Source organism: Acidimicrobiales bacterium (assembly GCA_033344915.1).
Classification (GTDB): domain Bacteria; phylum Actinomycetota; class Acidimicrobiia; order Acidimicrobiales; family Aldehydirespiratoraceae; genus JAJRXC01.
The window spans coordinates 945,030-968,858 of record JAWPML010000001.1 but is presented as its reverse complement, the minus strand read 5'-3'; the positions used below and the strand labels follow the sequence as shown (position 1 = coordinate 968,858).

The 23,829-nt window shown below is 69.9% G+C and carries 25 protein-coding genes; 14 read left to right on the top strand and 11 right to left on the bottom strand.

The window, feature by feature from the left end; all coding sequences use genetic code 11:
• The first annotated feature begins 99 nt into the window (after window positions 1-99).
• Entirely contained in the window at window positions 100-2,283 is a 2,184-nt protein-coding gene (locus R8F63_04655) for a DUF4012 domain-containing protein (protein ID MDW3217883.1), read from the top strand.
• Between the two features lie 86 nt (window positions 2,284-2,369).
• Window positions 2,370-3,074: a hypothetical protein gene (locus tag R8F63_04650; GenBank protein MDW3217882.1), complete on the top strand. Its 705-nt coding sequence runs from the start codon at window positions 2,370-2,372 to the stop codon at window positions 3,072-3,074.
• Window positions 3,075-3,084: 10 nt separating this feature from the next.
• Here R8F63_04650 and R8F63_04645 read toward each other — a convergent pair whose 3' ends face one another.
• The gene (locus R8F63_04645; GenBank protein MDW3217881.1) at window positions 3,085-3,336 is read right to left on the bottom strand and encodes a LapA family protein; all 252 of its coding nucleotides are present in this window, start codon (window positions 3,334-3,336) and stop codon (window positions 3,085-3,087) included.
• 69 nt (window positions 3,337-3,405) lie between these two features.
• On the opposite strand from R8F63_04645, the gene R8F63_04640 reads away from it, so the two are divergent.
• The gene (locus R8F63_04640; GenBank protein ID MDW3217880.1) at window positions 3,406-4,308 is read left to right on the top strand and encodes a TIGR01777 family oxidoreductase; all 903 of its coding nucleotides are present in this window, start codon (window positions 3,406-3,408) and stop codon (window positions 4,306-4,308) included.
• Between the two features lie 10 nt (window positions 4,309-4,318).
• Here R8F63_04640 and R8F63_04635 read toward each other — a convergent pair whose 3' ends face one another.
• Window positions 4,319-5,377, bottom strand: coding sequence for a ribonuclease H (locus tag R8F63_04635; protein MDW3217879.1), 1,059 nt, complete (start codon window positions 5,375-5,377; stop codon window positions 4,319-4,321).
• 11 nt (window positions 5,378-5,388) lie between these two features.
• Here R8F63_04635 and aceE point away from each other — a divergent pair, with 11 nt between their 5' ends.
• Both aceE and R8F63_04625 read left to right on the top strand, forming a co-directional pair.
• Window positions 5,389-8,109: a pyruvate dehydrogenase (acetyl-transferring), homodimeric type gene (aceE, locus tag R8F63_04630; GenBank protein ID MDW3217878.1), complete on the top strand. Its 2,721-nt coding sequence runs from the start codon at window positions 5,389-5,391 to the stop codon at window positions 8,107-8,109.
• 2 nt (window positions 8,110-8,111) lie between these two features.
• Window positions 8,112-8,690 (top strand): HhH-GPD-type base excision DNA repair protein, encoded by a 579-nt coding sequence (locus R8F63_04625; GenBank protein MDW3217877.1) that lies wholly within the window; start codon window positions 8,112-8,114, stop codon window positions 8,688-8,690.
• A gap of 4 nt (window positions 8,691-8,694) precedes the next feature.
• Here the strand turns inward: R8F63_04625 and R8F63_04620 are convergent, their stop codons facing one another.
• The 4 genes from R8F63_04620 to R8F63_04605 all read right to left on the bottom strand — a co-directional run bounded on the left by R8F63_04620 (window position 8,695) and on the right by R8F63_04605 (window position 11,670).
• Window positions 8,695-9,462 carry an alpha/beta fold hydrolase gene (locus R8F63_04620; protein ID MDW3217876.1) on the bottom strand — a complete coding sequence of 256 codons (768 nt, stop codon included), beginning with the start codon at window positions 9,460-9,462 and terminating at the stop codon, window positions 8,695-8,697.
• Between the two features lie 4 nt (window positions 9,463-9,466).
• On the bottom strand, window positions 9,467-9,658 hold the full coding sequence (locus R8F63_04615; GenBank protein MDW3217875.1) for a hypothetical protein: 192 nt from the start codon (window positions 9,656-9,658) through the stop codon (window positions 9,467-9,469).
• A 313-nt stretch (window positions 9,659-9,971) separates the two neighbouring features.
• The gene (locus tag R8F63_04610) at window positions 9,972-10,409 is read right to left on the bottom strand and encodes a hypothetical protein (GenBank protein MDW3217874.1); all 438 of its coding nucleotides are present in this window, start codon (window positions 10,407-10,409) and stop codon (window positions 9,972-9,974) included.
• Between the two features lie 145 nt (window positions 10,410-10,554).
• Window positions 10,555-11,670 (bottom strand): acyl-CoA dehydrogenase family protein, encoded by a 1,116-nt coding sequence (locus R8F63_04605; GenBank protein MDW3217873.1) that lies wholly within the window; start codon window positions 11,668-11,670, stop codon window positions 10,555-10,557.
• 83 nt (window positions 11,671-11,753) lie between these two features.
• Here R8F63_04605 and R8F63_04600 point away from each other — a divergent pair, with 83 nt between their 5' ends.
• The 8 genes from R8F63_04600 to R8F63_04565 all read left to right on the top strand — a co-directional run bounded on the left by R8F63_04600 (window position 11,754) and on the right by R8F63_04565 (window position 19,448).
• On the top strand, window positions 11,754-12,035 hold the full coding sequence (locus tag R8F63_04600; GenBank protein ID MDW3217872.1) for a type II toxin-antitoxin system prevent-host-death family antitoxin: 282 nt from the start codon (window positions 11,754-11,756) through the stop codon (window positions 12,033-12,035).
• The gene (locus R8F63_04595) at window positions 12,032-12,445 is read left to right on the top strand and encodes a type II toxin-antitoxin system VapC family toxin (protein MDW3217871.1); all 414 of its coding nucleotides are present in this window, start codon (window positions 12,032-12,034) and stop codon (window positions 12,443-12,445) included. Before R8F63_04600 ends, R8F63_04595 begins: the two co-directional genes overlap by 4 nt.
• A gap of 10 nt (window positions 12,446-12,455) precedes the next feature.
• Entirely contained in the window at window positions 12,456-14,174 is a 1,719-nt protein-coding gene (locus R8F63_04590) for an aryl-sulfate sulfotransferase (GenBank protein ID MDW3217870.1), read from the top strand.
• Window positions 14,171-14,560 (top strand): hypothetical protein, encoded by a 390-nt coding sequence (locus R8F63_04585; protein MDW3217869.1) that lies wholly within the window; start codon window positions 14,171-14,173, stop codon window positions 14,558-14,560. The genes R8F63_04590 and R8F63_04585 overlap by 4 nt, the downstream gene beginning before the upstream one ends.
• 27 nt (window positions 14,561-14,587) lie before the next feature.
• Entirely contained in the window at window positions 14,588-16,834 is a 2,247-nt protein-coding gene (locus R8F63_04580; GenBank protein ID MDW3217868.1) for a sulfatase-like hydrolase/transferase, read from the top strand.
• A 74-nt stretch (window positions 16,835-16,908) separates the two neighbouring features.
• Window positions 16,909-17,670: a Fe-S cluster assembly ATPase SufC gene (sufC, locus tag R8F63_04575; protein MDW3217867.1), complete on the top strand. Its 762-nt coding sequence runs from the start codon at window positions 16,909-16,911 to the stop codon at window positions 17,668-17,670.
• Window positions 17,667-18,908 (top strand): SufS family cysteine desulfurase, encoded by a 1,242-nt coding sequence (locus R8F63_04570; GenBank protein MDW3217866.1) that lies wholly within the window; start codon window positions 17,667-17,669, stop codon window positions 18,906-18,908. Before sufC (R8F63_04575) ends, R8F63_04570 begins: the two co-directional genes overlap by 4 nt.
• 18 nt (window positions 18,909-18,926) lie before the next feature.
• A complete protein-coding gene (locus R8F63_04565) occupies window positions 18,927-19,448 on the top strand; it encodes an SUF system NifU family Fe-S cluster assembly protein (GenBank protein MDW3217865.1) in 522 nt (173 codons plus the stop codon).
• Here R8F63_04565 and R8F63_04560 read toward each other — a convergent pair.
• Window positions 19,436-20,098, bottom strand: a complete 663-nt coding sequence (locus R8F63_04560; GenBank protein ID MDW3217864.1) for a hypothetical protein — start codon at window positions 20,096-20,098, stop codon at window positions 19,436-19,438. The two genes, R8F63_04565 and R8F63_04560, sit on opposite strands and share 13 nt — an antisense overlap.
• Window positions 20,099-20,132: 34 nt before the next feature.
• Here R8F63_04560 and R8F63_04555 point away from each other — a divergent pair, with 34 nt between their 5' ends.
• Window positions 20,133-21,116, top strand: coding sequence for a DUF2510 domain-containing protein (locus tag R8F63_04555; protein MDW3217863.1), 984 nt, complete (start codon window positions 20,133-20,135; stop codon window positions 21,114-21,116).
• Here the strand turns inward: R8F63_04555 and R8F63_04550 are convergent.
• Genes R8F63_04550 through sufD form a run of 4 tightly spaced genes read right to left on the bottom strand, consistent with a single transcriptional unit; the run spans window position 21,104 to window position 23,787 of the window.
• A complete protein-coding gene (locus R8F63_04550; protein ID MDW3217862.1) occupies window positions 21,104-21,388 on the bottom strand; it encodes a 4a-hydroxytetrahydrobiopterin dehydratase in 285 nt (94 codons plus the stop codon). The genes R8F63_04555 and R8F63_04550 overlap by 13 nt on opposite strands.
• A gap of 4 nt (window positions 21,389-21,392) precedes the next feature.
• Window positions 21,393-22,181, bottom strand: a complete 789-nt coding sequence (gene sufC, locus R8F63_04545; protein ID MDW3217861.1) for a Fe-S cluster assembly ATPase SufC — start codon at window positions 22,179-22,181, stop codon at window positions 21,393-21,395.
• On the bottom strand, window positions 22,178-22,510 hold the full coding sequence (locus tag R8F63_04540; protein MDW3217860.1) for a non-heme iron oxygenase ferredoxin subunit: 333 nt from the start codon (window positions 22,508-22,510) through the stop codon (window positions 22,178-22,180). Before R8F63_04540 ends, sufC (R8F63_04545) begins: the two co-directional genes overlap by 4 nt.
• Window positions 22,510-23,787 (bottom strand): Fe-S cluster assembly protein SufD, encoded by a 1,278-nt coding sequence (gene sufD, locus R8F63_04535; protein ID MDW3217859.1) that lies wholly within the window; start codon window positions 23,785-23,787, stop codon window positions 22,510-22,512. The genes R8F63_04540 and sufD overlap by 1 nt, the downstream gene beginning before the upstream one ends.
• Window positions 23,788-23,829: the final 42 nt, after the last annotated feature.

Here is a 23,829-nt window from a genome sequence, read left to right as displayed (position 1 = left end):
AGCCGGACCATCGACGCGAGCACCACTCGGTCCGCCCGCGTTCGGCGAACCGGTCGAGACGAGCGGCAGGCGATCCTGGTCCTCGCGGCCGCGGCCGCCGTGCTTGCGACCCTCGGCGGAGCCTCCCCGACCGGCCTTCTCCTGATCGATGTCGTGTACACGGCGGGCGCCGGTGCGGCGCTCGCCTTCGCCGGCGGTCGTTCGCGCCGACTGGCCTGGCTCCTCTCCTCCACCATCGCCCTGTGGGTCACCCCGTCGACCCTCGGCCGCATCGTCTCGATCCTCGCGATCGTGGCCGTGATCCACGCGGTGGCGACCGAACGGCGACGGGTGGTCGGCGCGTTGGTCGGCGCGGCGCTGGCGCTCGTGCTCGGCGATCTCGGCGCCGGACCGTTCCACGGCGCGACCATGCTCTACGCCGCGGTCGCCGCCGCCCCGATCCTGATCAGCGGCGCCCGGCGCATGCCGGCGGCCTGGCGGCGGCCGGTGGTCCTGGCGGTGAGCACCGCGACCGCCGCCGCCGGGCTGGCGACGCTGGTGTTCGGCCTCGCCGCGCTGCTCTCGATCAGCGACGTGGGCGACGGCGTCGACGCCGCCAACCGCGGCTTCGACGATGCGTCCGACGGCAACCAGACGGACGCCGGGCAGTCGTTCGACGCCGCTACCGCGGCATTCGAGCGGGCCCGGGGCAAGGTCAGCGGCTTCTGGACCCTCCCGGCCCGGCTCGTGCCCGTCGTCGCCCAGCAGGTGCGCGCCATCCAGGTGACCGCCGCAGAAGGCGTCGCGCTCTCCGAGGCGGCAACGGACACCGCCCTGTCGGTCGACCCCGATGATGTCCGCTTCGTGGACGGCCGCCTCGACCTGGAGCTGCTCGACGACCTCCAGCCGGTGCTCGACCGGGCCGAACGGGCGCTCGACCGGGCCCACGATCGGATCACGGAGACCAGGAGCCCCTGGTTGGTCGCACCGCTTGCCGATCGGATGGATCGGCTCCTCACGGAACTCGACGACGCCCGCCCGTCCGCCGAAGCCGCGTCGCTCACGGTGACCCATCTCCCCGAGATGCTGGGTGCGGACGGTCCGGTGCACTGGCTCGTCGCCCTCACCACCCCGGCCGAGGCGCGCGGTCTCGGCGGCCTCCTCGGCAACTGGGTGCTCGTGCGGGCCGACGCCGGCGCCGTCGAGATCGTCCGCCACGGCCGCAACGAGGACGTGAACGCCGAGCTGCGCGCCGCGGGCGTCGCGCTGAGCGGACCGGAGCAGTACGTCGAGCGCTGGGGAAGCTTCCGACCGAACGAGTTCTTCCAGGACGTGACCCTCTCGCCCGATCTCCCGATGGTCGCCACGGTGACCGCTGACCTGTTCGCGGCGGCGATGGACGAGACGGTCGACGGTGTGATCGTGCTCGACCCCTACGCCCTGCAGGCGGTGCTCGAACTCGGTGGTCCGGTCCAGACCGGCGACCGCCGACTCACCGCCGACACGCTGATCCCGTTCCTGCTCACCGAGCAGTACGTGGCGTTCGCGGGCGACGAGGCGGGCCGCGCGCTCGCGCTCGGCGAGCTCGTCGAGGGCGCCTTCGAGTCGTTGACCCGCGGCGCACTCCCCGGCCCGCGCGCCGTCACCCGCGAGTTCGGGCCGATCGTCGAACAGGACCGGCTCGGCGTGTGGTGGCGCGACGGTGGCGGTCCCACCGAGCTGATCGACGTCGTCGGGCTCGACGGCGCCTGGCCGGACACCGTGGGCGCGGATTTCGTGGGGCTCGTCCACCAGAACGCCGGGCAGAACAAGCTCGACACCCATCTCGAGCGAGAGCTCGCGTACGACGTGGTGATCACCGATGGCGTGGCCGAGGCGACCATCACCGCGACACTCCACAACCGGTTGACGGATCTGAGCCTGCCGGATGCAATCGTGGCGAGCAACGACCAGGCCTTCGCACGAGGAACGAATGTCGTGCGTCTCGGCATCCACACCGGCCTGACGAGCCGATCGCTGTCGGTGGACGGCGTCGAGGTCGGGTTCAACCGGCAACCGGCCTTCGGCGGCGAAGTCGCCACCGTGATCGTCGAGGTACCCGCCGGCGAGACGCGGGTCGTCGAGCTGCAGGTCGCCGGCACGGTGACAGCCGATGCGGACGGCTACCGCCTGGTCATCCCCCACCAGCCGCTCGTGAACCAGGACCTCGTCTCGGTCAGCGCGACCGTCGACGGACGGGTCCTGGACCTGGGAACGCCGCTGACGCAGGACCGCGACCTGCTGCTGACGGCGACCACCGACTGACCCACGCCGACCCGCGGTCCGCGCGTGGCTCAAGAGCGACCCGGTGCTGCCGATCGTGGGGGTGAACCCGTGTCTTCACCGACCCCATGACACCCGCACATTCCCGCCCCCTGCGCTCCTCGAGGCGCCTCGCCATCACCGTCGTGGTGAGCGGCGTCCTCGCGCTCGCTGCACCGGTCGGCGCCCAGTACGGCGGCGGTGCGAACCTGACGGTGAACCCCGTGGAGGTCGAGATCGACGGCGACTTCAGCTATCTCGGCAGCGGCTGCGCCGGTGGCTCGACGGTCGAGATCACCATCGACGGCTTCGCCGACACCCTCGACAGCACGACGGCCGGGGACGACTCGACCTACTCGGGATCCGGTGTCGGGCTGCCCGACGGCGTCGTGGCCGGCGACGGCTACACGGTGCGGGCGACGTGCAACGGCGTCGAGCACTTCACGACCATCACCGCGGTGTGCAACGGCGGGGACCTCCCCGTCGACGGCGAGTGCCCCGACGGGGCGACGCTCGGTGGCGAGGATCCGGACGCGACCACGACCACCACGACCTCGACGACGACGACCGTGCCCGGTGGCACCACCGGCGGCTCCGGAAACGGAGGCACCGGGGACAACAGTGCCGGCGGCGACGGCAGCGGCGGGGACACGCCCGATCTCGCCGTGACCGGCGCGACCTTCGTCGAACAGGCCGCCCAGCTCGGCGCGACGCTCGTGGCGATCGGTGGCTTCGTCGTCCTGCTCGCCCGCCGGCGGCGGGATCCGGACCCGGTACCCGCCCGGGTCCGCTAGCCCCTGTTCGCTAGCCCTTGTTCCGGCGCCGTCGGCGCAACATCCAGCCGACGACTTCACTGAGCACCGCGCCGGCGACCGCGGCGATGACGATCACGACCCACAAAGGCCATGTGCCGTCGATGAAGAGCCAGGAGACTTCGGTGTCCGAGCGGTTCTGCACGATGAAGGCGATGAGGGCGATGGCCACCACGGCCGCCGACACCACCGTCGCCAGGCCCGTCGACTCGCTGGACTCCTCGGATACGGTTTCCTCGCTCATGGCGCGACTCTAGACGACGCCGCCGGGTCCTGAACCCCGACGGCGCGCGAATGCGTGGCACGATGAGGCATGCGAGTTCTCGTCAGCGGCTCCACCGGACTCATCGGGTCGGCGCTCGTCGCCGCGCTCCCGGAGGCCGGTCACGAACCGGTACGCCTGGTCCGTCGTCGTGAACCCGGCGACCTGCCGTCGCGCCGGTGGGACCCGGCGACCGGCGAGATCGACGACGACGCCCTCGACGGCATCGACGCCGTGATCCATCTCGCCGGGGAGGGTGTCGCCGACCGTCGTTGGACGGACGCGCAGAAGCAACGCATCCTCGACAGCCGGGTGAACGGCACGACCCTGCTGTCGTCGGCGATCACCCGGGCGACGACGCCACCGGCCGTGTTCCTCAGCGGATCGGCCATCGGCGCCTACGGCGACCGCGGCGACGAGGTGCTCACCGAGGTCAGCGAGCGCGGCGACGGCTTCCTCGCCGACGTCGTCGCCGCCTGGGAGGGCGCCGCCGATGTTCCCGAGCCGCCGACCCGCACGGTGCTGTTCCGCACCGGGATCGTGCTCGCCCCGAAGGGCGGTGCGCTCGGCCCTCAGCTGCCCCTGTTCAAACTCGGACTCGGCGGACGCATCGGCTCGGGCCGGCAGTGGTGGAGCTGGATCTCCATCGACGACATGGTGGGCGCGCTGGTGTGGCTCCTCGAGAACGAGGTGCACGGCCCGGTCAACATGACCGCACCGAACCCGCAGACCAACGCCGACTTCACCGCCACCCTCGGACGCGTGCTGCGGCGACCGACGGTGATCCCGGTGCCGAAGCTGGCGCTCCACGCCAAACTCGGCAAGGAGCTGACGGCCGAGGTGCTGCTCGCGTCCCAACGGGTGAAGCCCACCGCACTGCTGGAGGGCGGCTACCGGTTCATCCACGCCGAGCTCGAGCCGGCGCTGCGGGCGATCCTCGACCGCCCCGCCTGACGCGCCGAGGTCATTCCGGCGGTGCGATGACCCAGACGTCGTCGGGCATCTCCTGTTCGAACCGGCGGACAACCTCCCCCACCCGTCGCTCCCGGCCGTCCCACACGATGACCGCCTCGTCGGCGACCTTGCGGAGCCACCCGTTGCGACGGTCGAGCGCCTGGCCGGCCCGCTGGGCGTTGTCGGGCACCTTGCGTTCGAGCTGCACGACCGCGTCGGCCCCCTCGACCAGGTCGGCGAAGCGGCGCCGGGATTCCGCCGGCCATTTGGCGTCGGGATCGGGATACGGGAGCACCGCGACATACGGCACGCCCGCCTCGCGTGCGGCTTCGGCCCCGAGGGTCTCGGCCCCGAGGCGCAGGCCCGACAGCACCACCAGCCCGGGATCGAGTTCGCGCTTCGCGGCCAACACCTCGGCGAGCCGGCGGCGGGCATCGTCCGCGATCGCGTTGTCGTCGTAACCGCCGAGACCGGGCGGCTGCAGACCGAGCACCGCGACCGCCCGCCCGGACGGTCGCCACGTCGCCCCGTACCGTCCGTTCGCGTCGGCGGCTGCGGGAGCGGCCGTCGACGATCCGGCGGTGATCTCGTCCGGCGGGCCGAGATCGTCGGGGATTCCCGTCCCCGTTCGACCGACCTGGGTGTGGGACGCCTCGACGGCGAGCCGGTCGGCGATGTCGTTCCACTCGTTGCCGGCGTGGCCCTTGACCCAGCGGAAGGTGATCTCGTCCTCGCGGGACCGGTAGAGCTCGATCAGCGGCTCCCAGAGATCGCGGTTGGCGACCGGCTCCTTCTTCGAATTCTTCCAGCCCCGCTTCAGCCACCCCTTCCACCATCCGTCGTTGAAGCAGTTCACGACGTAGGTGGAGTCCGACACGACCTCGACCGCGCCCTCGAGGGAGCGCAGGGCATCGAGCACCGCCAGGAGCTCCATCCGCTGATTCGTGGTGTCCGGATCCGCACCGTTCGCCCACGGACCATCCGGCACGATCCATCCCCAGCCGCCGGGACCGGGGTTTCCGCGACACGCACCGTCGGTGTAGACGTCCATGACCCGAGATCCTGCCATGATTGGAAGATATGGCAGCAGACCACTTCAGCCGGCAACTTCCCGACATCGATCCGGTGGAGACGAAGGAGTGGATCGATTCGCTCGATGCCGTCCACGGCGCGCAGGGCCAGGCGCGGGCCCGCTACCTCGTGGCCCGGCTCCTCCAGCGGGCCAACGAGCTCCAGCTCGGCGTTCCGCCCACCACGAGTACGCCCTACATCAACACCATCCCGGCCGAGGAGCAGCCGTTCTTCCCCGGCGACGAGCTCGTCGAGCGACGCATCCGCGCGTTCATCCGCTGGAACGCGGCGGCGATGGTCATCCGGGCGAACAAGGCCGCCGACGGCATCGGCGGGCATCTGTCCACATTCGCCTCGAGCGCCGCGCTCTACGAGGTCGGGTTCAACCACTTCTTCAAGGGCAAGGAGGACGGGCTCCCCGGCGATCACGTCTACTTCCAGGGTCACGCCGCACCCGGCGTCTACGCCCGCGCCTACCTCGAAGGGCGACTGAACGAAGGCCAGCTCGATCGCTTCCGCATGGAGGTCGGCGGCGGGGGGCTCTCGAGCTATCCCCATCCCCGGCTCATGCCCGACTTCTGGGAGTACCCGACCGTCTCGATGGGCCTCGGCCCGATCAACTCGATCTACCAGGCCCGGTTCAACAAGTACCTGCACCAGCGCCGCATCGACGACACCTCCGCGAGCAACGTGTGGAGCTTCCTCGGCGACGGCGAGTGCGACGAACCCGAGACGCTCGGCGCGATCTCGCTCGCCGGCCGGTCCGGGCTCGGCAACCTCAAGTGGATCATCAACTGCAACCTCCAGCGCCTCGACGGCCCCGTCCGCGGCAACGGGAAGATCATCCAGGAGCTCGAGGGCGTCTTCCGCGGCGCCGGATGGAACGTCATCAAGGTCATCTGGGGAAGCAAGTGGGACGAGCTGCTCCACCGCGACGTGGACGGCGTCCTCCTCAACAAGATGAGCGAGACCGTCGACGGCGAGTACCAGCGAGCGGCGACCGAGACCGGCGCCTACATCCGCGAACACTTCTTCGGACCGGACCCGCGGCTACGCAAGCTCGTGGAGCACCTCACCGACGACGAGTTGCGCGACCTCCCCCGCGGCGGGCACGACTACCAAAAGGTCTACGCCGCCTTCAAGGCCGCGGCGGAGACGACGGATCAACCCACCGTCATCCTCGCCAAGACCATCAAGGGCTGGACCCTCGGCGAGGGGTTCGAGGGCCGCAACGCCACCCACCAGATCAAGAAGATGACGAGCACGCAGCTCATCGAACTCCGGTCCCGGCTCCACATGGAGGACGAGATCCCCGAGGAGTCACTGGCCGACGGCATCCCGCCCTACTACCGGCCATCACCCGACTCGCCGGAGCGTGAGTACCTGATGGAGCGGCGCCGCGCCCTCGACGGGCCGCTCCCGAGCCGCATCGTTCGCGACCGTCGTCCCCTCAAGCTCCCGGGCGAGTCGCCGTTCCTCGACCTCCAGAAGGGGTCGTCGGGCCGTGAGGTGTCGACGACGATGGCCTTCACCTCGCTGCTGCGGGACCTGCTGCGCGACGAGGCGTTCGGCGAGCGCGTCGTGCCGATCATCCCCGACGAGGCCCGCACCTTCGGCATGGACTCGCTGTTCCGGGAGTTCGGCATCTACGCCCCGATGGGTCAGCTCTACGAGCCGGTGGACCACGACCTGTTGCTCTCCTACACCGAGAGCGAGGACGGCCAGATCCTCGAGGAGGGCATCACGGAGTGCGGCTCGACGGCGTCGTGGATCGCCGCGGGCACCGCCTACGCCAACAACGGCGTGCCGATGGTGCCGTTCTACACGTTCTATTCGATGTTCGGATTCCAGCGGGTCGGTGACTCGATCTGGCTCGCGGCCGACGCCCGCACCCGTGGATTCCTGATGGGCGCAACGGCGGGCCGCACCACGCTCATGGGCGAGGGGCTCCAGCACCAGGACGGCCACAGCATGCTGCTCGCGGCGACGGTGCCGGCGTGTGAGGCGTACGACCCGGCCTTCGCGTACGAGCTCAGCACGATCGTCCGGGACGGCCTGCACCGGATGTACCCGAACGGCAGTGCGATCGACGGCGAGGACGTCTTCTACTACCTCGCGATCTACAACGAGAACTACGAGCAGCCCCCGCGGCCCGATCATGTCGAGGACCGTGACATCACCGGCGGCCTCTACAAGTGGGACGACGGACCCGACGACAAGACGCATCGGGCCACGATCCTCTTCTCCGGACCGTCCAACCTCGCGGCCCGGGAGGCACAGCAGATCCTCGCCGAGTTCCACGACGTCTCGGCCGAGTTGTGGAGCGCCACCTCCTACAAGCGCCTGCGAACGGACGCGCTCGACATCGAGCGGCGCAACCGGTTGCAGCCGGAGTCGACGCCGGAGGTCCCCCGGGTCACCCGCCTGCTCGAGGGCAGCCAGGGGCCCATCATCGCCGTGTCGGACTGGATGGGGCTCGTGCCCGGCCAGGTGAGCAAGTGGACACCGCGCACGATGCACGTGCTCGGCACCGACGGATTCGGCCGCTCGGACACCCGCGAGAACCTCCGTGGGTTCTTCGAGGTGGACGCCTTCCACGTGGTGATCTCCGTCCTGTCGGCGCTGGCCGACGAGGGTGCCATCGACAAGGCCGAGGTCGCCGCCGCGATCCGCACCTACGGCATCGACCCCTACCGACCGGATCCGGCCCACCCCGACACCGGGAGCTGACGGTGCCGGGAACCCTCGTGGTCACCGGCGACCCGACGGCCGACCACCTGGTCAACACCGACCCGCTGGCGCTCATGATCGCGATGCTGCTCGACCAGCAGATCGCGATCGAGCTCGCGTTCATGGGCCCGGCGCGGCTCGCCGAGCGACTGGGCGGCGAGCTCGACGCCGGGTCGATCGCGGCGATGGACCCGGACACGTTCGCGGAGATCGCCCGGACCAAGCCCGCCCTGCACCGCTTCCCGGCCGCCATGGGCGGGCGCATCCAGGAGATGTGCCGGCACATCGTCGACACCTACGACGGCGACGCCGGCGCGATCTGGCGCCGCGTGCGCCGAGCGGAAGTGCTCGAGTCGCGGCTGCTGGCCGTGCCCGGCTTCGGGCCCGAGAAGGTCAGGATCCTGACCGCGGTGTTGGCGAAGCGCTTCGGTCGTCGCCCCGCCGGCTGGCAGGCGGTGGCAGGTGCGTTCGCCGACGACGAGCTCCGCTCGGTGGCCGACCTCGACTCCACCGAGGCGCTCGCCGCGCTGCGGGCCAAGCGGCGGGCCATGAAGGAAGCCGGGAAGACGAAGACCGACTGAACGCTCAGGCCACCCCGAGCAGGGCGTTGCGCTGGCGATCGAGCCAGCCACCGAGCACCGCGATCGCCCGGGGGTCGTGCCGGAGGTGATGCCCCCCGCCGGCGATGATGCGCAACTCCGCGTCGCCGTGGGCGTCGGCGACCACGCGGGCGTCGAGCGGCGGCACCACCTCGTCGTCGGAACCATGCACGAGCATGAGACTGCGCGGCGCCATCTGCTCGGCCGCCCGGGTGGCGCTGATCTCGCCCAGCTCGCCGGCCCAGTCGTCCATCGAACGGGGGAAGGTCTCGTCGCGGATCACGCCCATGTCGCGGGCGAGCACGAGCAGCTTGCGGGGGCTGCGCGCCCAGTCCTTGAAGTCGGCCGGCGAACCGACCGCGGCCACGCCGTCGATGTCGGGGTCGGCCGCCGCCGCGGCGATCGCCAACGCGCCACCGGTGCCGAATCCGACGATCCACACACCGTCGCAGGGGACCGACTCGCGCAGGTGCGCGACCGCGCCCGCCAGATCCCGCAGCCAGCCGCCGAGCGAGAAGTTGCCACCCGACTCGGCGACGCCGCGGCTCGCGTAGGCGAGCGCCGCCCACCCGGATTCGGTGGCGACGCGGTCGGCGAGCTCGGGGAAACTGCGGGTGGAGTTGATTCCACCGCCGGCCTCGGCCGGGAACCCGTGGGCGATCACGAGCGCCGGTTGAGCGGTCGGATGGAGCTGGGCGGGGCGGGCCAGATGCGCGGCGAGCTCCACGCCGTCGACCGTGAAGCGGCGGTCCACCCGGTCAGATCTTCCGGAGGCGGTAGCCCCGGTTGCGCGCCTCGGCGAGCGAATCCGGCCCGAAGGTCTGGGCGTGGGCGCCGCCGGCCAACTCCTCGATGACCGACTCGTCGGTCACGTCGTCGACGTCGTAGACGACCTGGGTCCGCTTGTCGCCGAGGAACCGGAAGTGTTCGAAACGGGTGGGTCGCTCCATGACCTCGGAATATAGCCGGGAAAACGAGCCGTCCCGGGGCCCTGACGGACCCCGGGACGACCCCTGTTGATACACAGTTGCTGGATCCTGGGGGTGGTCGCGCACGAACCTCACGATCCGCACGCCGACAGGCGTGACGTGTCCCGTCCCACGGGTCCCAGGGGTGGAGCTGGCTTGGTTTGCGCCAGTGGTCCAGCGGCCGTAGCTAGCGGCCAGCCACCTCCAAGGTCACAGATCTACTACTCACTGTCTGACCACCTCCTTTCCTTGGTGGACCCAGTGAACCACATTCGCGAACGGTGTGGGAGCCGTTTCAGTCGGCTTGCTCGCCGACCGCCCCGATGGCGACGAGATACTTCATCTGGAGGTCGAGCACGCACACGACATCGACGGCGTCGGGCCCGCCCGTGGCGAGCGACCGGGCGACGACCGCGTCGACCGCCGCCTCGTCCGGGGCGACGGCGCCGTCCGTTCGAATGGCGTCCGTGGCGAGCTCCTCGCCGTAGCGCGACGCGGCGCCGACCTCGGAGAACCAGTCGAGATGCCACCCGAGCACCTCCGCCACGTCCTCGTAGCTGAGGCGGGCCGTGACCTCGTCCGGCAGGCGATCGCCGATCCAGTGGGCCGCGTCGTGCAGGTCGTAGACCGCCGGCGGACGTTCGACCGCAAGGTCGCCGACCACCCGACCGATCGCGATGAACGCGATGGCGACCACGACGACCGCACCGACGACGAACACGACGAGTGTCATCCCCCAACCCTATGCGCCCGTTTCGCCTCCCCCCTCCCACCGCAATCTCTGGTCACGAAAGGGTCGCAAAACGCGACGAAAGGGCCGCCGAAGCGACCCTTTCGTGACCAGAGATTCCTCGTGGGGAAGATTCCTCGTGGGGAAGTCAGATGCCGATGCGCTGGGCGAGGAGCTCGCGGTGGTAGGTGGGATCGCCGAACAGCAGCTCGGAGCTCTTGGCCCGCTTGAAGTACAGGTGGGCCGGGTGCTCCCAGGTGAAGCCGATGCCACCGTGGATCTGGATGTTCTCCGCCGCGGCGTGGAAGTACGCCTCCGAGCAGTAGCTCTTGGCGAGCGAGGCCACCTGGGGCAGCTCGTCGTTCATCTCGGCGGCACACCAGCCCGCGTAGTAGGCGGCGGACTTGGCCGACTCGACCTCGAGCAGCATGTCGGCGCACTTGTGCTTGATGGCCTGGAACGAGCCGATCGGGCGCCCGAACTGGACGCGCACCTTCGCGTACTCGACCGACATGTCGAGGCACATCTGGGCGCCGCCGACCTGCTCGGCCGCGAGGGCCACGGCCGCGAGGTCGAGCACGGTCTCCATGGTCGACCAGCCGGCACCGTCGTCACCGATGAGCGAGGCCGAGACACCGGAGAACTCCAGCTTCGCCTGCTTGCGGGTCTGATCCATGGTGGACAGGGCGGTGCGGGTCAGGCCGTCGGCATCGGCGTCGACGCTGAAGAGCGACACGCCGGCGTCGGTACGGGCGGCCACGATGATCAGGTTCGCGGTGTGGCCGTCGAGCACGTACATCTTCGTGCCGTCGAGGGTCCAGGAGTCACCGCCACCGGAAGCCTGGAGGGTGATGCCACCCTCGTCCCAGCGGCCGCTCTCCTCGGTGAAGGCGAGCGCGGCGCGGGTCTCACCGGACGCGATGCCCGGGAGGATGTTCTTCTTCGCGTCGTCGTCGCCGGAGTGCAGGATCGCGTTCGCGGCGAGCACACAGCTCGAGAAGTACGGGGCACAGAGAAGGGCACGGCCCATCTCCTCGAGCACCACGACCTGCTCGACGAAGCCGAAGCCCTGACCGCCGAACTCCTCGGGGATCGCCAGCGCCTGAAGGCCCATCTGCTCGGCCATCTGGTTCCAGACGGCTTCGTCGTAGCCCTGCTCGGTGTCCATCTGCTCGCGCACGGCGTCTTCAGCGGACTTGTCTTCGAGGAAGCTGCGAACGAATTCCCGCAGCTGCTCCTGCTCTTCGGAGAATGCAAAGTTCATGGCCGAGAACCTACCGAGATCGTGGCGATCGTCCAATTCGGGATGTGTACACGTGTGCTACACGTCCTGCTACGATCGGCGAGATGGATCGAGTGGGTGTGCGGGAACTCCGCAACCAGGTCGCGGCCGTCGTGCGGCGGGCCGGGAGCGGCGAACGGCTGATCATCACGGTCGACGGGGTCCCCGTCGCCCAACTCGGGCCCTTGGAGCCGGCCGGCGAACCGACGCTCGACGACCTCGCGGCGGCGGGTCTCGTGCGCCTCCCGGGCCGTACCGACCGCCCCGGGCCGCCCGAACCCTTCGCCGTGCCGGTGGACGTGCGTCTCCCCGCCGTGATCGCCGAACTCCGGGGCGAGGCGGGATGACGCTCGCCATCGATCCGTCGGCGCTCATCGCCCGCTACGTGCCCGGCCCCGACCGCGCCCTGGTGAACACCACGATGGCGGCCGAGGACACCTGGTGTGCGAGCGACCTCGCCCGCACGGAGTTGATGCTCGCGCTGCACCGCATCGCCGGCGCCGAGGTGCTCTCGAACGACCTGCGCGCGGCGGCGCGCGCCGACCTCGACGCGTTCGTCACGGTGCCCGTCGACGACCGATGCATCGCCCGGGCGACGGAGCTCGGATCGCAGTTCGGACTCCGGACCGTCGACGCGATTCACCTCGCCGCCGCCGACCGACTTCCCCGGCCGGTGCGCTACCTCACCCTCGATCGTCATCAGATCCCGGCCGCATCCGCGCTCGGATTCGACCTCGTCGCGCCGCTGGCGCGCTAGAACGTCGGGCATGCTCCGCCGCCTTTCCGCCGTCCTCCTCGCCGCCGCGCTCGTCGCCGCGAGCTGTGCCGACGACGACTCGTCCACCGAACCACCGTCGTCCACATCCACGACCACGTCGACCACCACCGCCGCGTCGGGCGACGATGCCACGCCGCCCGACGACGCGATCACGGTGACGGTCGGCGTCGAGAGCGTCGACACGAGCCCGCTGGCGGCTCGGGTGACGATCGAGAGCACGGTGCCCGTGACCGTGCAGATCACCGCGACCGCGGACGACCATGAGGTCGCGACGCCCGTCACCGCGGCCTCGGCGACGACCCACGACCTACCGCTCGTGGGCATGCGGGCGGATCGCGACTATGTCCTCGCGCTCACCCTGACCGACGTCGCGGGCAACGAGACCACCGTGACCGCGAGCGCCACCACCGGCCCGCTGCCCGACATGTTGCCGGTCCTCGACATCGTGTCGGACCCCGAACGTTCATCGCCGGGCATCACGATCCTCGAGCTGAACACGGTCTCGTCGATCTTCGACGGCCTCGGTGCCCCGATCGTGGGCGTGGACGAGGACGGCGAATACGTCTGGTACTACAACTCGGGCACCTTCTCCGGTGCTGCCCAGCGGACACCGGCCGGTGGGGTGGCGTTCCAGCACGACCCCTTCGCCTTCAGCGTCAACGACATCACGAGCCGCCGAATCGCGGAGTACTACCCGGACCCGACCGGGGCCGACGAACCCTCCTCCGATGATGCCGGCGTCGAGTACTTCCCGTACTACGCCGACTGGGTCGACCTCGGCGCCGTCCATCACGACCTCGTGCCGATGGCCGACGGCACGCTGCTCGGGCTCTCGACGACCGAACACCCGGTGCCGGCCGAACGCCGGGCCGAACTGTGTCCCGGCGACGACGAGGAGTGGAACATCTTCTCCGATGTGATCATGCACGTGGAGCCCGACGGCACCGTTCTGCGCACCTGGGACCTCTACGACATCCTCAGCTTCGACGATCACCCCGGTGAGTTCCTGTGCAACGTCCAGGGCCTCAGCGTCACCCCGACACGTCGCGACTGGAGCCACGCCAACGCCATGTGGTTCGACGCCGAACGCGACGCGATCCTCGTCTCCTCCCGCCACACCGACCAGATCGTCGCCTTGGCGATGACGGACGAGACCGGCCCGCAGACCGGCGTTCGCTGGATCCTGGGCAACGACGCCACGATGCCGTACGACGGGGAATCGTTCCATCACACGCACGGGGTGAAGACCGTGAGCAACGGCGACATCCTCTTCTACGACAACGGCAACTTCCGGCCCGGCACCCTGTCCGCCGGCGGCACGGACCCGAACTACAGCCGGGCGGTCCGCGTCCGCGTCGACGACAGCAGCGACGACCCGTCGGAGTGGACGGCAACCCAGGTGTGGGACCACCGGATGATCGATCCCGTCACCGACGAGCTGCTGTACGCGCCGTTCATCAGCGACGCCGACGAGCTCGCCAACGGGAACATCCTCGTCACCCACGGGGGCGCAGCCGTCGATCCGAACAACTTCCTCAACAGCCACGTGCACGTGGTCGAGATCGTCCCCGATGCCGAGAACGGTGGTGACGAGGGCGGCGACATCGTCTGGCAGCTGAGCCTCGGCGACGCCGAGGAATCCGTCTCGATGTACCGGGCCGACCGCTGGGAGACGCTCTACTTCGGGGCGTTGTGGGCCGACGGGTGACACCGCTCCCCGCCGACGAACGCCCCTTCGACGACACGCCGATCCACACCGCGGACCTCCCGGCGACCCCCACGCGCGACCGCAACATCTCCGCCGAGGCATGGGTCGAGGCGCCGCCGTCCGTCCGCCGTGCCGGCGACGACCTCGGCGGCGTCCGCGTCGCCTACAAGCGCCGCATCGGCCCCTGGCTGCTCTGGCGGGCGGGCCCGGCCCGGCGCGCCGATGCCCGCTACGTCGCCGTCCGCCACGACGACCTCTCGACGCACCACGAGTTCCGGCTCTTCGCCGACGGCACCGGCACCGGCACCGGGCCGTCGGGCGCACGCCACTCCCGCTTTCGGGCGTGGAAGCAGGACCTGTTGGGGCGAGCCGCGGCCGACGGCTGAGCGGACCTCAGTAGCATCCGGCCCCAGATGCTCCGACGATTCCTGGCCGTTGCCGGCCTGACCGCGCTGGTCGTCGCCCAGCCGATCCTCGACCTCTTCGGCAACGAGCCGGCGGCGACGTTCGGTGTGCACCGGATCGAGGGCCGGTCGATCCTGCTCTTCGCCGTGCTCCTCGTCGTCGTGCCGCCGCTCGTGCTCTGGTCGGTCGGCGAAGCGGTCCGCCGCGTCGACGAGTCGATCGGCGATCGCCTCCATCTCGCGACGATCGCCGTCCTGGGTGTGTTCTTCGGTGTCCTCCTCGCGCGCGAACTCTCCGACACCGGCGCCCTCAACCTGCTGATCGGCGCCGCCGTCGGCATCGGCGCCGCGACCGCGTATCGGCGATTCGAGGGCGCGCGGAGCTGGATCCAGATCCTCGCCGCGGCGAACCTCCTGTTCCTGTTCCTCTTCGCCTTCGCGTCGCCCGCGGCGGACTGGATGGCGAGCGGCAGCGCCGGGGCGGTCGCACTCGAGCCGGTCCGCCTCACGCCCGACGACGAGGCCGAGGGCGGTGACGGACCCGAGTTCGACGAACCGTCGGTGATCATGCTCGTGTTCGACGAGCTGCCGACCGAGTCGCTCCTCACCGCCGATGGGCAGATCGACCCGGTGCGCTTCCCGAACCTGGCCGGGTTCGCCGACGACGCCACCTGGTACCGCCGGTTCTCCACGGTGAACCCGTTCACCCAGGGCGCCGTGCCCGCGCTGCTCGACGGCCGCAACCCCTACGGCGACGCGACCTGGCAGGACCACCCGGACAACCTGTTCAGCCTGCTCGCGGGCAGCCACCAGCTCGTCGTGTCCGAGGTGCTGACCCGCATGTGCGGCTTCGAGGCGTGCCTCGGTGACCCGCAGCCGCCGTCGCCCCCGGGGCTGGATGAGAGCGGGCGTGACGGCACGCCTACGACCACCACGACCCCGCGTCCGGATCAGCCCCGCGTGGACACGGGCCCACGGTGGGGCGACCTGCTCTCGACGACGTGGGACACCTGGATCGAGCGGGTGCGCCCTGCCCCCGGCGAACCGGCGGAGACGTTCGACGACTTCACGGAGGACCTGACGCCGGCCGCGCCGGAGACGCCTCCCTCGTCCACGACCACCTCGGTCCCGTCAAGCACGGTGCCCCCGGACCGGGTCGACGACGGCCTCACCGAGGAGGAGCGTCGCTACGAACGGTTCTTCGCAACGCAGGTCAACCGCCAGCCCGGCCGCCACCAGCTCTTCCTCGATGCCCTCCAACCCACCGACGACCCCGTCTTCGGCTACCTGCATCTGATCCTGCCCCACCAGCCGTGGACCCTGCGCGAGGACGGCACGCCCTACGCGTTCCCCGCCGGCCGCACCGACTACGCCGACGACTCCGGACACGAGTGGCCGGTCCGCGTGTTCCGCCAGCGCCACCTGCTCCAGGCGGAGTACGCCGACCGGCTCCTCGGCGCCGTGCTGGCCCGCCTCCAAGAGATCGATCTCTACGACGAGTCGGTGATCGTGGTGGTCAGCGACCACGGGGCGTCGTTTCGGGCCGGCCAGTCCAGTCGCTCCCTCACCGACGACAACGTGGCCTCCATCGCGCTCGCGCCGCTGCTGATCAAGGCACCGGGTCAACTCGACGGCGCCATCGACGACCAGAACGTCAACATCACGGATGTCACGCCGACCATCGCCCGGATGCTCGGCCTGGAGCTGCCCTGGGAGGCCGACGGCCACCCGGTCGGTTCCCCGGAGATCGCGGCGAGAGGCACCGCCAAGTACATCTACGACTACACCGACGCCTTCGATTACACGTTCCTCGGTGAGCGGGAGTTCGACGGCGACGAGGCGTTCGCCCGCATCCTCGAGGGCCGTTTCGATCCGGTCACCGCCGAGGACGACCGCATCGACGCGCTCTACGTCGGCCTTCCCGGCGCCGAGCTGCTCGGTGCCGACCCCGCCGACCACTTCGGTCCCGCGGACGGCCGCGCCGTCGTCGCCGAACTCGACCGCCTCCGCGACCCGGGAACGGCGCTCTGGTTCGCGGAGGTCGCCGGCATCGCGCCGGGCGCACCCGACGACGCCACGGTGCTCGTCGCCGTCGACGACCGGATCGTGGGGGTCTCGCCGCTGTATCGGCGCGGCGACACCGCCGACAACTTCGTGGTCCTCCTCCCGGCCGACGCGCTGGCCGAGCAGGGCAACGAGATCCGTGTCGCGGTCCGCACCGCGGACGGCACGATCACCGAACGCACGCCCGAATGAAGAGCGACCGGGGAAGCTCCACCTTTCTCCTACGGCGGTAGGGCAAACCCCGTGCGAGTCGTAGACTTTCGCGCATGTCGACCGCTCCCCTCTTCGAGATCCGCGGACTCCACGCCGCCACCGTCGAAGGCGGCGACGAGATCCTCAAGGGCGTCGACCTGGTCGTCGGCGCCGGCGAGGTCCACGCACTCATGGGCCCCAACGGATCCGGCAAGAGCACGCTGGCGAACGTGCTGCTCGGCAGCCCGGAGTACGAGGTCACCGCCGGTTCCATCCGGTTCCGTGGTGAGGACATCACGGAATGGCCGGCCGACGTACGGGGCAAGGCCGGTATCTTCCTGGCCTTCCAGTACCCCCAGGAGATCCCCGGCGTCTCGGTGTTGAACTTCCTGCGTCAGTCGCTCTCGGCCCGCAAGGGCATCGAGATGTCCGTGCTCGAGCTCCGGCTCGCGATCATGGAGTGGATGGAGCGCCTCGACATGGACGAGTCCTTCGCCGAACGCTACGTGAACGAAGGCTTCTCCGGAGGCGAGAAGAAGCGCAACGAGATCCTCCAGATGGCGATCCTCGAACCCGAGATGGCGATCCTCGACGAGACCGACTCCGGGCTCGACATCGACGCGCTGCGCGTGGTCGCCACGGGTGTCCAGGAGGTCCGCACCGACCGCCCCGAACTGGGCGTCCTCGCCATCACCCACTACCAGCGCCTCCTCGACGAACTCCGACCCGATCGGGTCCACGTCATCGTCGACGGCCGCATCGTCGAGTCGGGTGGCCCCGAGCTCGCGAAGACGCTGGAGTCGGAGGGCTACGAGCGATTCGAGAACGCCGGATGACCCTCCCCGCCGACATCAAGGACGACTTCCCCGTCCTGCGCCAGGAGTTCCACGGCTCCCGGCTCGTCTATCTCGATTCCGGCAACACCTCGCAGAAGCCGCAGTCGGTCATCGACGCGATGGCGGACTACTACGAGACCACGAACGCCAACGTCCACCGCGGGAGCTACGAACTCGCGGTGCGGGCCACCGACGCGCTCGAGGGCGCGCGGGCCAAGGTCGCCCGCTTCATCAACGCCCCGTCCGTCTCCGAAGTCGTCTTCACGAAGAATGCGACGGAGTCGATGAACCTGATCGCCCGGGCCTGGGGCGGTGCCAACCTCCAGGCCGGCGACGCGGTCGTCATCTCCGAGATGGAGCACCACGCGAACATCGTCCCCTGGCACATGCTCGTCGCGGACAAGGGCATCGAGCTGCGCTGGATTCCCGTCGGCGCCGACGGCCACCTCGACCTCACCGATCTCGATCGCCTGCTCGACGGGGCCAAGCTCGTGTCGATCACCGCGATGTCGAACGTGCTCGGCACCCTCAACGACATCCCCCGGCTCGCCGAGGCCGCCCACGCCGCCGGCGCCCTGCTGGCGGTGGACGCCAGCCAGTACGTGCCCCATCTGGCCACCGATGTGCAGGCGATGGGCGCCGACTTCGTGGTGTTCACCGGCCACAAGATGCTCGGGCCGATGGGCATCGGCGTGCTGTGGGCCCACGCCGAGATCCTCGAGGCCATGCCGCCCTTCCTCGGCGGAGGCGAGATGATCCTCAACGTCACCAAAGAGGGCTTCACCACCACCGAGATCCCGTGGAAGTTCGAGGCGGGCACACCGATGGTCGCCGAGGCCGTCGGGCTCGGCGCCGCGATCGACTATCTCACCGACCTCGGCATGGACAACGTCCGCCAACACGAAGTCGAGCTGACGGCCTACGCGATGCGCAAGCTGAAGGAGGTCCACGGTGACAAGATCACGATCCACGGACCGACCGAACCCGCCGAGCGGGGTGGCGTGTTGTCGTTCGTCTTCGAGGGCGAAGCCGGCGAGGTGCACCCCCACGACATCGCCCAGGTCCTCGACCAGGCCGGCGTCTGCGTACGCGCCGGTCACCACTGCGCCAAGCCGCTGATGACCGTGCTGGGCGCCAACGCCACATCCCGTGTGTCGCTCTACGTCTACAACGACGAGGCCGACATCGATCAGCTGACGGACGCCCTCGGCGCCGCCGACGACCTGTTCTCGTTCTAGCCGCCTGAGGAGCCTGAGATGCCCGGCCTCGAAGACCTCTATCGAGAGATCATCCTCGACCACTACCGCTCCCCCCGGAACCGGGGCGAGCTCGAGACGCCCCCGGCCGTGCGCGCCGACGGCTTCAACCCGTTGTGCGGCGACGAGATCATCGTCTACATCGACGTCGCCGACGACGGCACCATCAGCGACGTCGCCATCGGCGGTCAGGGCTGCTCGATCAGCCAGTCGTCGGCCTCCATGATGTCCGCCGCGATCAAGGGCAAGTCCGTGGCCGAGGCCCGCCACCTGATCGCGGCGTTCAAGGGCCTCATGTCGATCCACGAGAGCGACATCGGTGGCGACGGCAGCGAGTCCGAGATGGGCATCGACGACCGTTCCCTCGAGGACGACACGTTCAGCATCGACAACACCGACGACGTCAGCCTCGGCGATCTCGAGGCGTTGAAGGGTGTTGTGAAGTTCCCCGTGCGCATCAAGTGCGCCACCCTCGGTTGGAACACCCTCGCCCAGGCGCTCGACGAGGCTCAGCCCGGCTGATCTCGCACCCGGTCGCGGATCGCCACCGCGACCTCGGGACCCACCAACGCCTGGAGTTCGTCGGCCAATTCGTCGGCGGTCGTCTGCGACCCGACCTGTGCGTTGTCGCCTTCGGTGCAGCACCAGGCCATCGTCTCGCCGTCGGGTCCCCGGTCCTCTCGGCCCCACCGCCGCAGACGGGCCGTGCCGTCGTCCCCGTGTTCGGTGATCAACGGGAGCTGCCAGCACACCGACGGCTTGACGTCGATCGGACGCTCGCCGTCGCGCACCGCCTGGAGGTGCAACGCACAACCGGCGCCGCCGGCGAACCCGGGCCGGTTGAGGAACACGCACGCCCCGTCGACCGTCGCGGTGCGGGCCCGCCGCTCGTCCTCGTAGATCCCGTGTTCCTGCGCCCACGCCTGATGTTGGAAGAGGTCGGCGTCGAGCAGGGCTGCGTGGGCCGAGATCGCCATCGCCTCGTCCTCGTCGAGCAACTCGGTGCCGACGGAGCAGCAGCCGTGGTTCAGCTCCTCGGCCGGATGGTCGAGGATGCCCTGACAGCCGTCGCCCCAGACGCAACGCCAGCGGGACCCGAGGAAGCCGACATCGACGGTCCAGCGGGTGCCGTCGACGGGATCGACGAACTCCTCGAAGCGCTCAGTGACCATGCCCTGAGGCTACGAGGCGGTACGGTCGACGCCGATGACCGAGATCCCCGCGGGTTGGTACGACGATCCGGAGAACGCCACACAATTCCGCTACTGGGACGGCACGGTGTGGACCGAACACCGAGCGCCGAAGGCCATCAAGCCCAGCATGGCCAACGCCGACGCGACGGCGGTCGTGTCCCGCGGCTTCGATCTCCTGAAGGAGACGTGGACCCGCCAGCTGGCCATCGCCGCGTTGGCGGCGATCGGCATCGTCACCGGCGGGGCGATGGCCGTTGCCGGCTTCGTCACCGGCCTCGACCCGAATCCGTTGGACATCTTCGAACGCATCACGGAACCCGGGTTCGACCCCGACCGCTTCCCGGAGGACCAGGCCTACCTCGATTCGATCACCTTCGACTGGGAGATCGGCCCGCTCGTGCTGATGATCGTCGGCACGCTCATCGCCTATGCCGTGATGATGATCGGCTTCGCGGTGGCCACGGTCTTCGTCGGCGCCCACAACCGCGGCGCCGAGCGGTCGCTCGGCGAGAGCTTCTCCTTCGCGATCCGCCGGGTCCCCCGGTGGGTCGGCATCGCCCTGCTCTGGGCGCTCGTCGCCTCACTGGCGCTCGCCGCGCTCGCCGGCATCCACATCCTCCTCGTCGCGGTGAGCCCGGCGTTCCTGATCCTGCTGATCCCGGTGGACATCGGACTGGTCATCTACGCATGGCCGTTCGGCGCGATGGCGGGTGTCACCCTCATCCTCTCCCCGCGCGACCGCGGGCCCTTCCGCCGCACGGTGGCCCTCATCACCCCGCGATGGCCCGGGATCGCCGGGCGCATCCTCCTCGTGAACCTCGTCGTCTTCGGACTCAACTTCGCGAGCAACATCGTCGCCCTGGTGCCGATCCTCGGTCTGTTCGTCGTGATCGCCATGGCCTTCGCGATCTACGCCTACCAGATCGCGACGAACGTGGCGCTCTACGAGTATCTGGAAGGGCCGCTCGACCCCGAGCTCGACGTTCAGACCAGCTGATCGACGCGGGCGATCCAGTCGCGGTCGTTCGTGGAGATGCCGCCGGCGTCGTGGTCCGTGATCCGCAGCTCGACCCGGTTGTAGACGTTGCTCCACTCCGGGTGATGGAAGAGCTTCTCGGACACGATCGCGACCTTGGTCATGAAGCCGAAGGCCGCGGGGAAGTCCGCGAACTCGAGCGAGCGGACGAGCCCGTCTCCGTCGCGTCGCCAGTCCGGGTGGTCGGCGAGCAAGTCGTCGATCTCGGCGGTCGTGAGCAGGGTGCCGGCCATGTCGCTACGCCAGCGGATCCGCGAACGGGTCGTCCGGCAACGTGGCGGCCGATGCCTTGGCGGCCACCGGTTCGGCCCAGCGCTCGTAGCCCGTCTTCTCGAGCTCGGCGGCCAGCTCGGGGCCGCCCGTCTCCTGGATCCGGCCACCGGCGAACACGTGGACCCGGTCGGGCTGCAGCTGTTGGAACAGGCGGCTGTAGTGGGTGATCGCGAGCACCCCGAGGCCATCCTCCTCGGTGGCTTCCTCCACCCGGCTGCTCACGAGTCGGAGCGCGTCGACGTCGAGCCCGGAGTCCAACTCGTCGAGCACGGCGAACGCGGGACGCAACACACCCATCTGCAGGGTCTCGTTGCGCTTCTTCTCGCCGCCCGAGAGATCGACGTTGAGCGGCCGTTCGAGGAACTTCGCCCCGAAACCGATGCGGGCCGCTTCCGCCAGCATCGCCTCCTCGATCTCCTCGGCATCGTCGGACGTGCGAGCCGAGGCCCGCAGCAGATCGCGCAGCGCCACGCCCGGCACCTCGGTCGGATACTGCATGGCGAGGAACAGGCCGGCCTCTGCCCGCTTCCAGGCCGGAAGCGACAGCAGCTCGACGTCGTCGATGCGGGCCGACCCGCCGAGGACCTCGTAGCCGGGTCGACCGGCGAGCACGTGGGACAGCGTCGACTTGCCCGAGCCGTTCGGGCCCATCACCGCATGGACCTCACCCGACCGCACCGTCAGGTCGACGCCCTTGAGGATCTCCTGGCCGTCCACGGCGGCCCGGAGCCCTTCGATCACGAGCTCACTCATGCGTCGTCCTCCGGTTCGTCGATCGTGAGAACGACCTGGCCGTCGACCACGCTGACGTCGTAGACGGGCACCGGACGGACCGCCGGAAGTGACTCGGGCTCACCCGTCTTCAGATTGAACAGGGCGCCGTGGCGGAAGCACTCGATCATGCAGTCGTCGGCTTCGACGAAGCCCTCGGCGAGGGAGACGTCGTCGTGGCTGCAGGTGTCGCCGATGGCGTAGACGTCGTCGTCGATGCGGACGAGCGCGATCTCGCGGTCCCCGATGACGACCTTGCGGGCCGTGCCGGCCTCGATCTCGTCGAGTGCGAAGAGCGGATGGGTGGGCATCACGCCGCCTCGGCCTCGGCGTCGGCGGCCACCTGGCGGGCGAGCTTGGCGGCAATGCCGGTGCGGATCTTGTGGGCCGCGGCGGCGACGGGCATCGCCTCCAGCACCTCGGCGAAGAAACCGGCGACGATGAGCCGCTCGGCCTCGGCGGACGGGACACCGCGACTCTCCAGGTAGAAACGCTGGTCCTCGTCGACGGGCGACACCGTGGACGCATGGCTGCAGCGCACGTCGTTGTTCTCGATCTCGAGGTTCGGGACGGATTCGGCCCAGGCGTCGTCGCCGAGCTTCAGGTTGCGGTTGGTCTGGAAGGCGTTGGTGCCCCGGGCGTCGGGCCGGACCCGGATCAGGCCGGTGTAGACGCTGCGCGACGCGCCGGCGACGACCCCCTTGTAGAGCAGGTTGCTGGTGGTGTCCGGGGCGACATGGTCCTGATAGGTGCGGAAGTCGAGCGTCTGGTCCTGTTCGCCGAAGTACAGCGCGAGGAGGTCGCCGTGGGCGCCCCGGCCGACGAGGCGGGTGTCGGCCCGGGTGCGGGCGTAGCTCCCGCCGAATGCCGCCGTGGCCGCGGTCAGCGTCGCGTCGCGCTCGGCGCGGGCGAGCTGCGACCCGATCTGCCAGGTCGTCCGGCCGAGTTCCTGCACGTTGAGATAGCCGAGCCGTCCGGCCGCATCGACATCGAGTTCGACGACCGGGCACACGAGGATCGCGCCCTCGTCGTCGGACGTGTGGTGGTCGAGCACCTCCACGGAGGCGTTCTCGCCGACCGCCACGACCAGGCGGGGGAATGCGGCCGTGCCGTCACCCGCCGCGTGGTGGGTGACCACGATCGGGCGATCCACGACCACACCGCGCGGGACCGAGACCAGGATCGGGTCGCCGGCGAACGCGTCGTTGAGGGTGGTGAAGTGATCCGGTGCACCGGTCGAGATCGACCCGAGGCGCTCGGCGCCGTCGGGATGGTCGACGAGCGGCCCGACGTGCACGCCGGCCGCAGCGAGTTCGTCGTCGACGTCGATGGCGACCACCCGACCGTTGACCGTGCGCACCAGGGCCGCCGGCTCGATGTCGAGCCGCGGCATGGGTGCGTCGCCGATCCCGGCGCCGGGCTGGTAGCGAGCGAGGTCGAGGTCGCCGATCGGGCTGTAGCGCCACTCCTCGGCGCTCGCGACGGGCATGGCCGCCGCCGCGAAGGCTTCGGCCGCCTCGACTCGTCGATCGACGAGCCAGGACGGACCGGCGAGGGCGCGGGCGGAGGCAGGGGAAAAGTCGGTCACAGCGGAATAAATCCTACCGAGGTAGGAGAAATCGCCAACGCC

Excerpts from the sequence above, each read along its gene's own strand:
- R8F63_04595 (MDW3217871.1), top strand. The coding sequence starts at position 12,032 with ATGACGCTCGCCATCGATCCGTCGGCGCTCATCGCCCGCTACGTGCCC.
- R8F63_04605 (MDW3217873.1), bottom strand. The coding sequence starts at position 11,670 with ATGAACTTTGCATTCTCCGAAGAGCAGGAGCAGCTGCGGGAATTCGTT.
- R8F63_04590 (MDW3217870.1), top strand. The coding sequence starts at position 12,456 with ATGCTCCGCCGCCTTTCCGCCGTCCTCCTCGCCGCCGCGCTCGTCGCC.
- R8F63_04555 (MDW3217863.1), top strand. The coding sequence starts at position 20,133 with ATGACCGAGATCCCCGCGGGTTGGTACGACGATCCGGAGAACGCCACA.
- R8F63_04650 (MDW3217882.1), top strand. The coding sequence starts at position 2,370 with ATGACACCCGCACATTCCCGCCCCCTGCGCTCCTCGAGGCGCCTCGCC.
- R8F63_04645 (MDW3217881.1), bottom strand. The coding sequence starts at position 3,336 with ATGAGCGAGGAAACCGTATCCGAGGAGTCCAGCGAGTCGACGGGCCTG.
- R8F63_04565 (MDW3217865.1), top strand. The coding sequence starts at position 18,927 with ATGCCCGGCCTCGAAGACCTCTATCGAGAGATCATCCTCGACCACTAC.
- R8F63_04640 (MDW3217880.1), top strand. The coding sequence starts at position 3,406 with ATGCGAGTTCTCGTCAGCGGCTCCACCGGACTCATCGGGTCGGCGCTC.
- R8F63_04580 (MDW3217868.1), top strand. The coding sequence starts at position 14,588 with ATGCTCCGACGATTCCTGGCCGTTGCCGGCCTGACCGCGCTGGTCGTC.
- R8F63_04560 (MDW3217864.1), bottom strand. The coding sequence starts at position 20,098 with ATGGTCACTGAGCGCTTCGAGGAGTTCGTCGATCCCGTCGACGGCACC.
- sufC (MDW3217861.1), bottom strand. The coding sequence starts at position 22,181 with ATGAGTGAGCTCGTGATCGAAGGGCTCCGGGCCGCCGTGGACGGCCAG.
- R8F63_04635 (MDW3217879.1), bottom strand. The coding sequence starts at position 5,377 with ATGGCAGGATCTCGGGTCATGGACGTCTACACCGACGGTGCGTGTCGC.
- aceE (MDW3217878.1), top strand. The coding sequence starts at position 5,389 with ATGGCAGCAGACCACTTCAGCCGGCAACTTCCCGACATCGATCCGGTG.
- R8F63_04570 (MDW3217866.1), top strand. The coding sequence starts at position 17,667 with ATGACCCTCCCCGCCGACATCAAGGACGACTTCCCCGTCCTGCGCCAG.
- R8F63_04550 (MDW3217862.1), bottom strand. The coding sequence starts at position 21,388 with ATGGCCGGCACCCTGCTCACGACCGCCGAGATCGACGACTTGCTCGCC.
- R8F63_04600 (MDW3217872.1), top strand. The coding sequence starts at position 11,754 with ATGGATCGAGTGGGTGTGCGGGAACTCCGCAACCAGGTCGCGGCCGTC.
- R8F63_04540 (MDW3217860.1), bottom strand. The coding sequence starts at position 22,510 with ATGCCCACCCATCCGCTCTTCGCACTCGACGAGATCGAGGCCGGCACG.
- R8F63_04615 (MDW3217875.1), bottom strand. The coding sequence starts at position 9,658 with ATGGAGCGACCCACCCGTTTCGAACACTTCCGGTTCCTCGGCGACAAG.
- R8F63_04610 (MDW3217874.1), bottom strand. The coding sequence starts at position 10,409 with ATGACACTCGTCGTGTTCGTCGTCGGTGCGGTCGTCGTGGTCGCCATC.
- sufC (MDW3217867.1), top strand. The coding sequence starts at position 16,909 with ATGTCGACCGCTCCCCTCTTCGAGATCCGCGGACTCCACGCCGCCACC.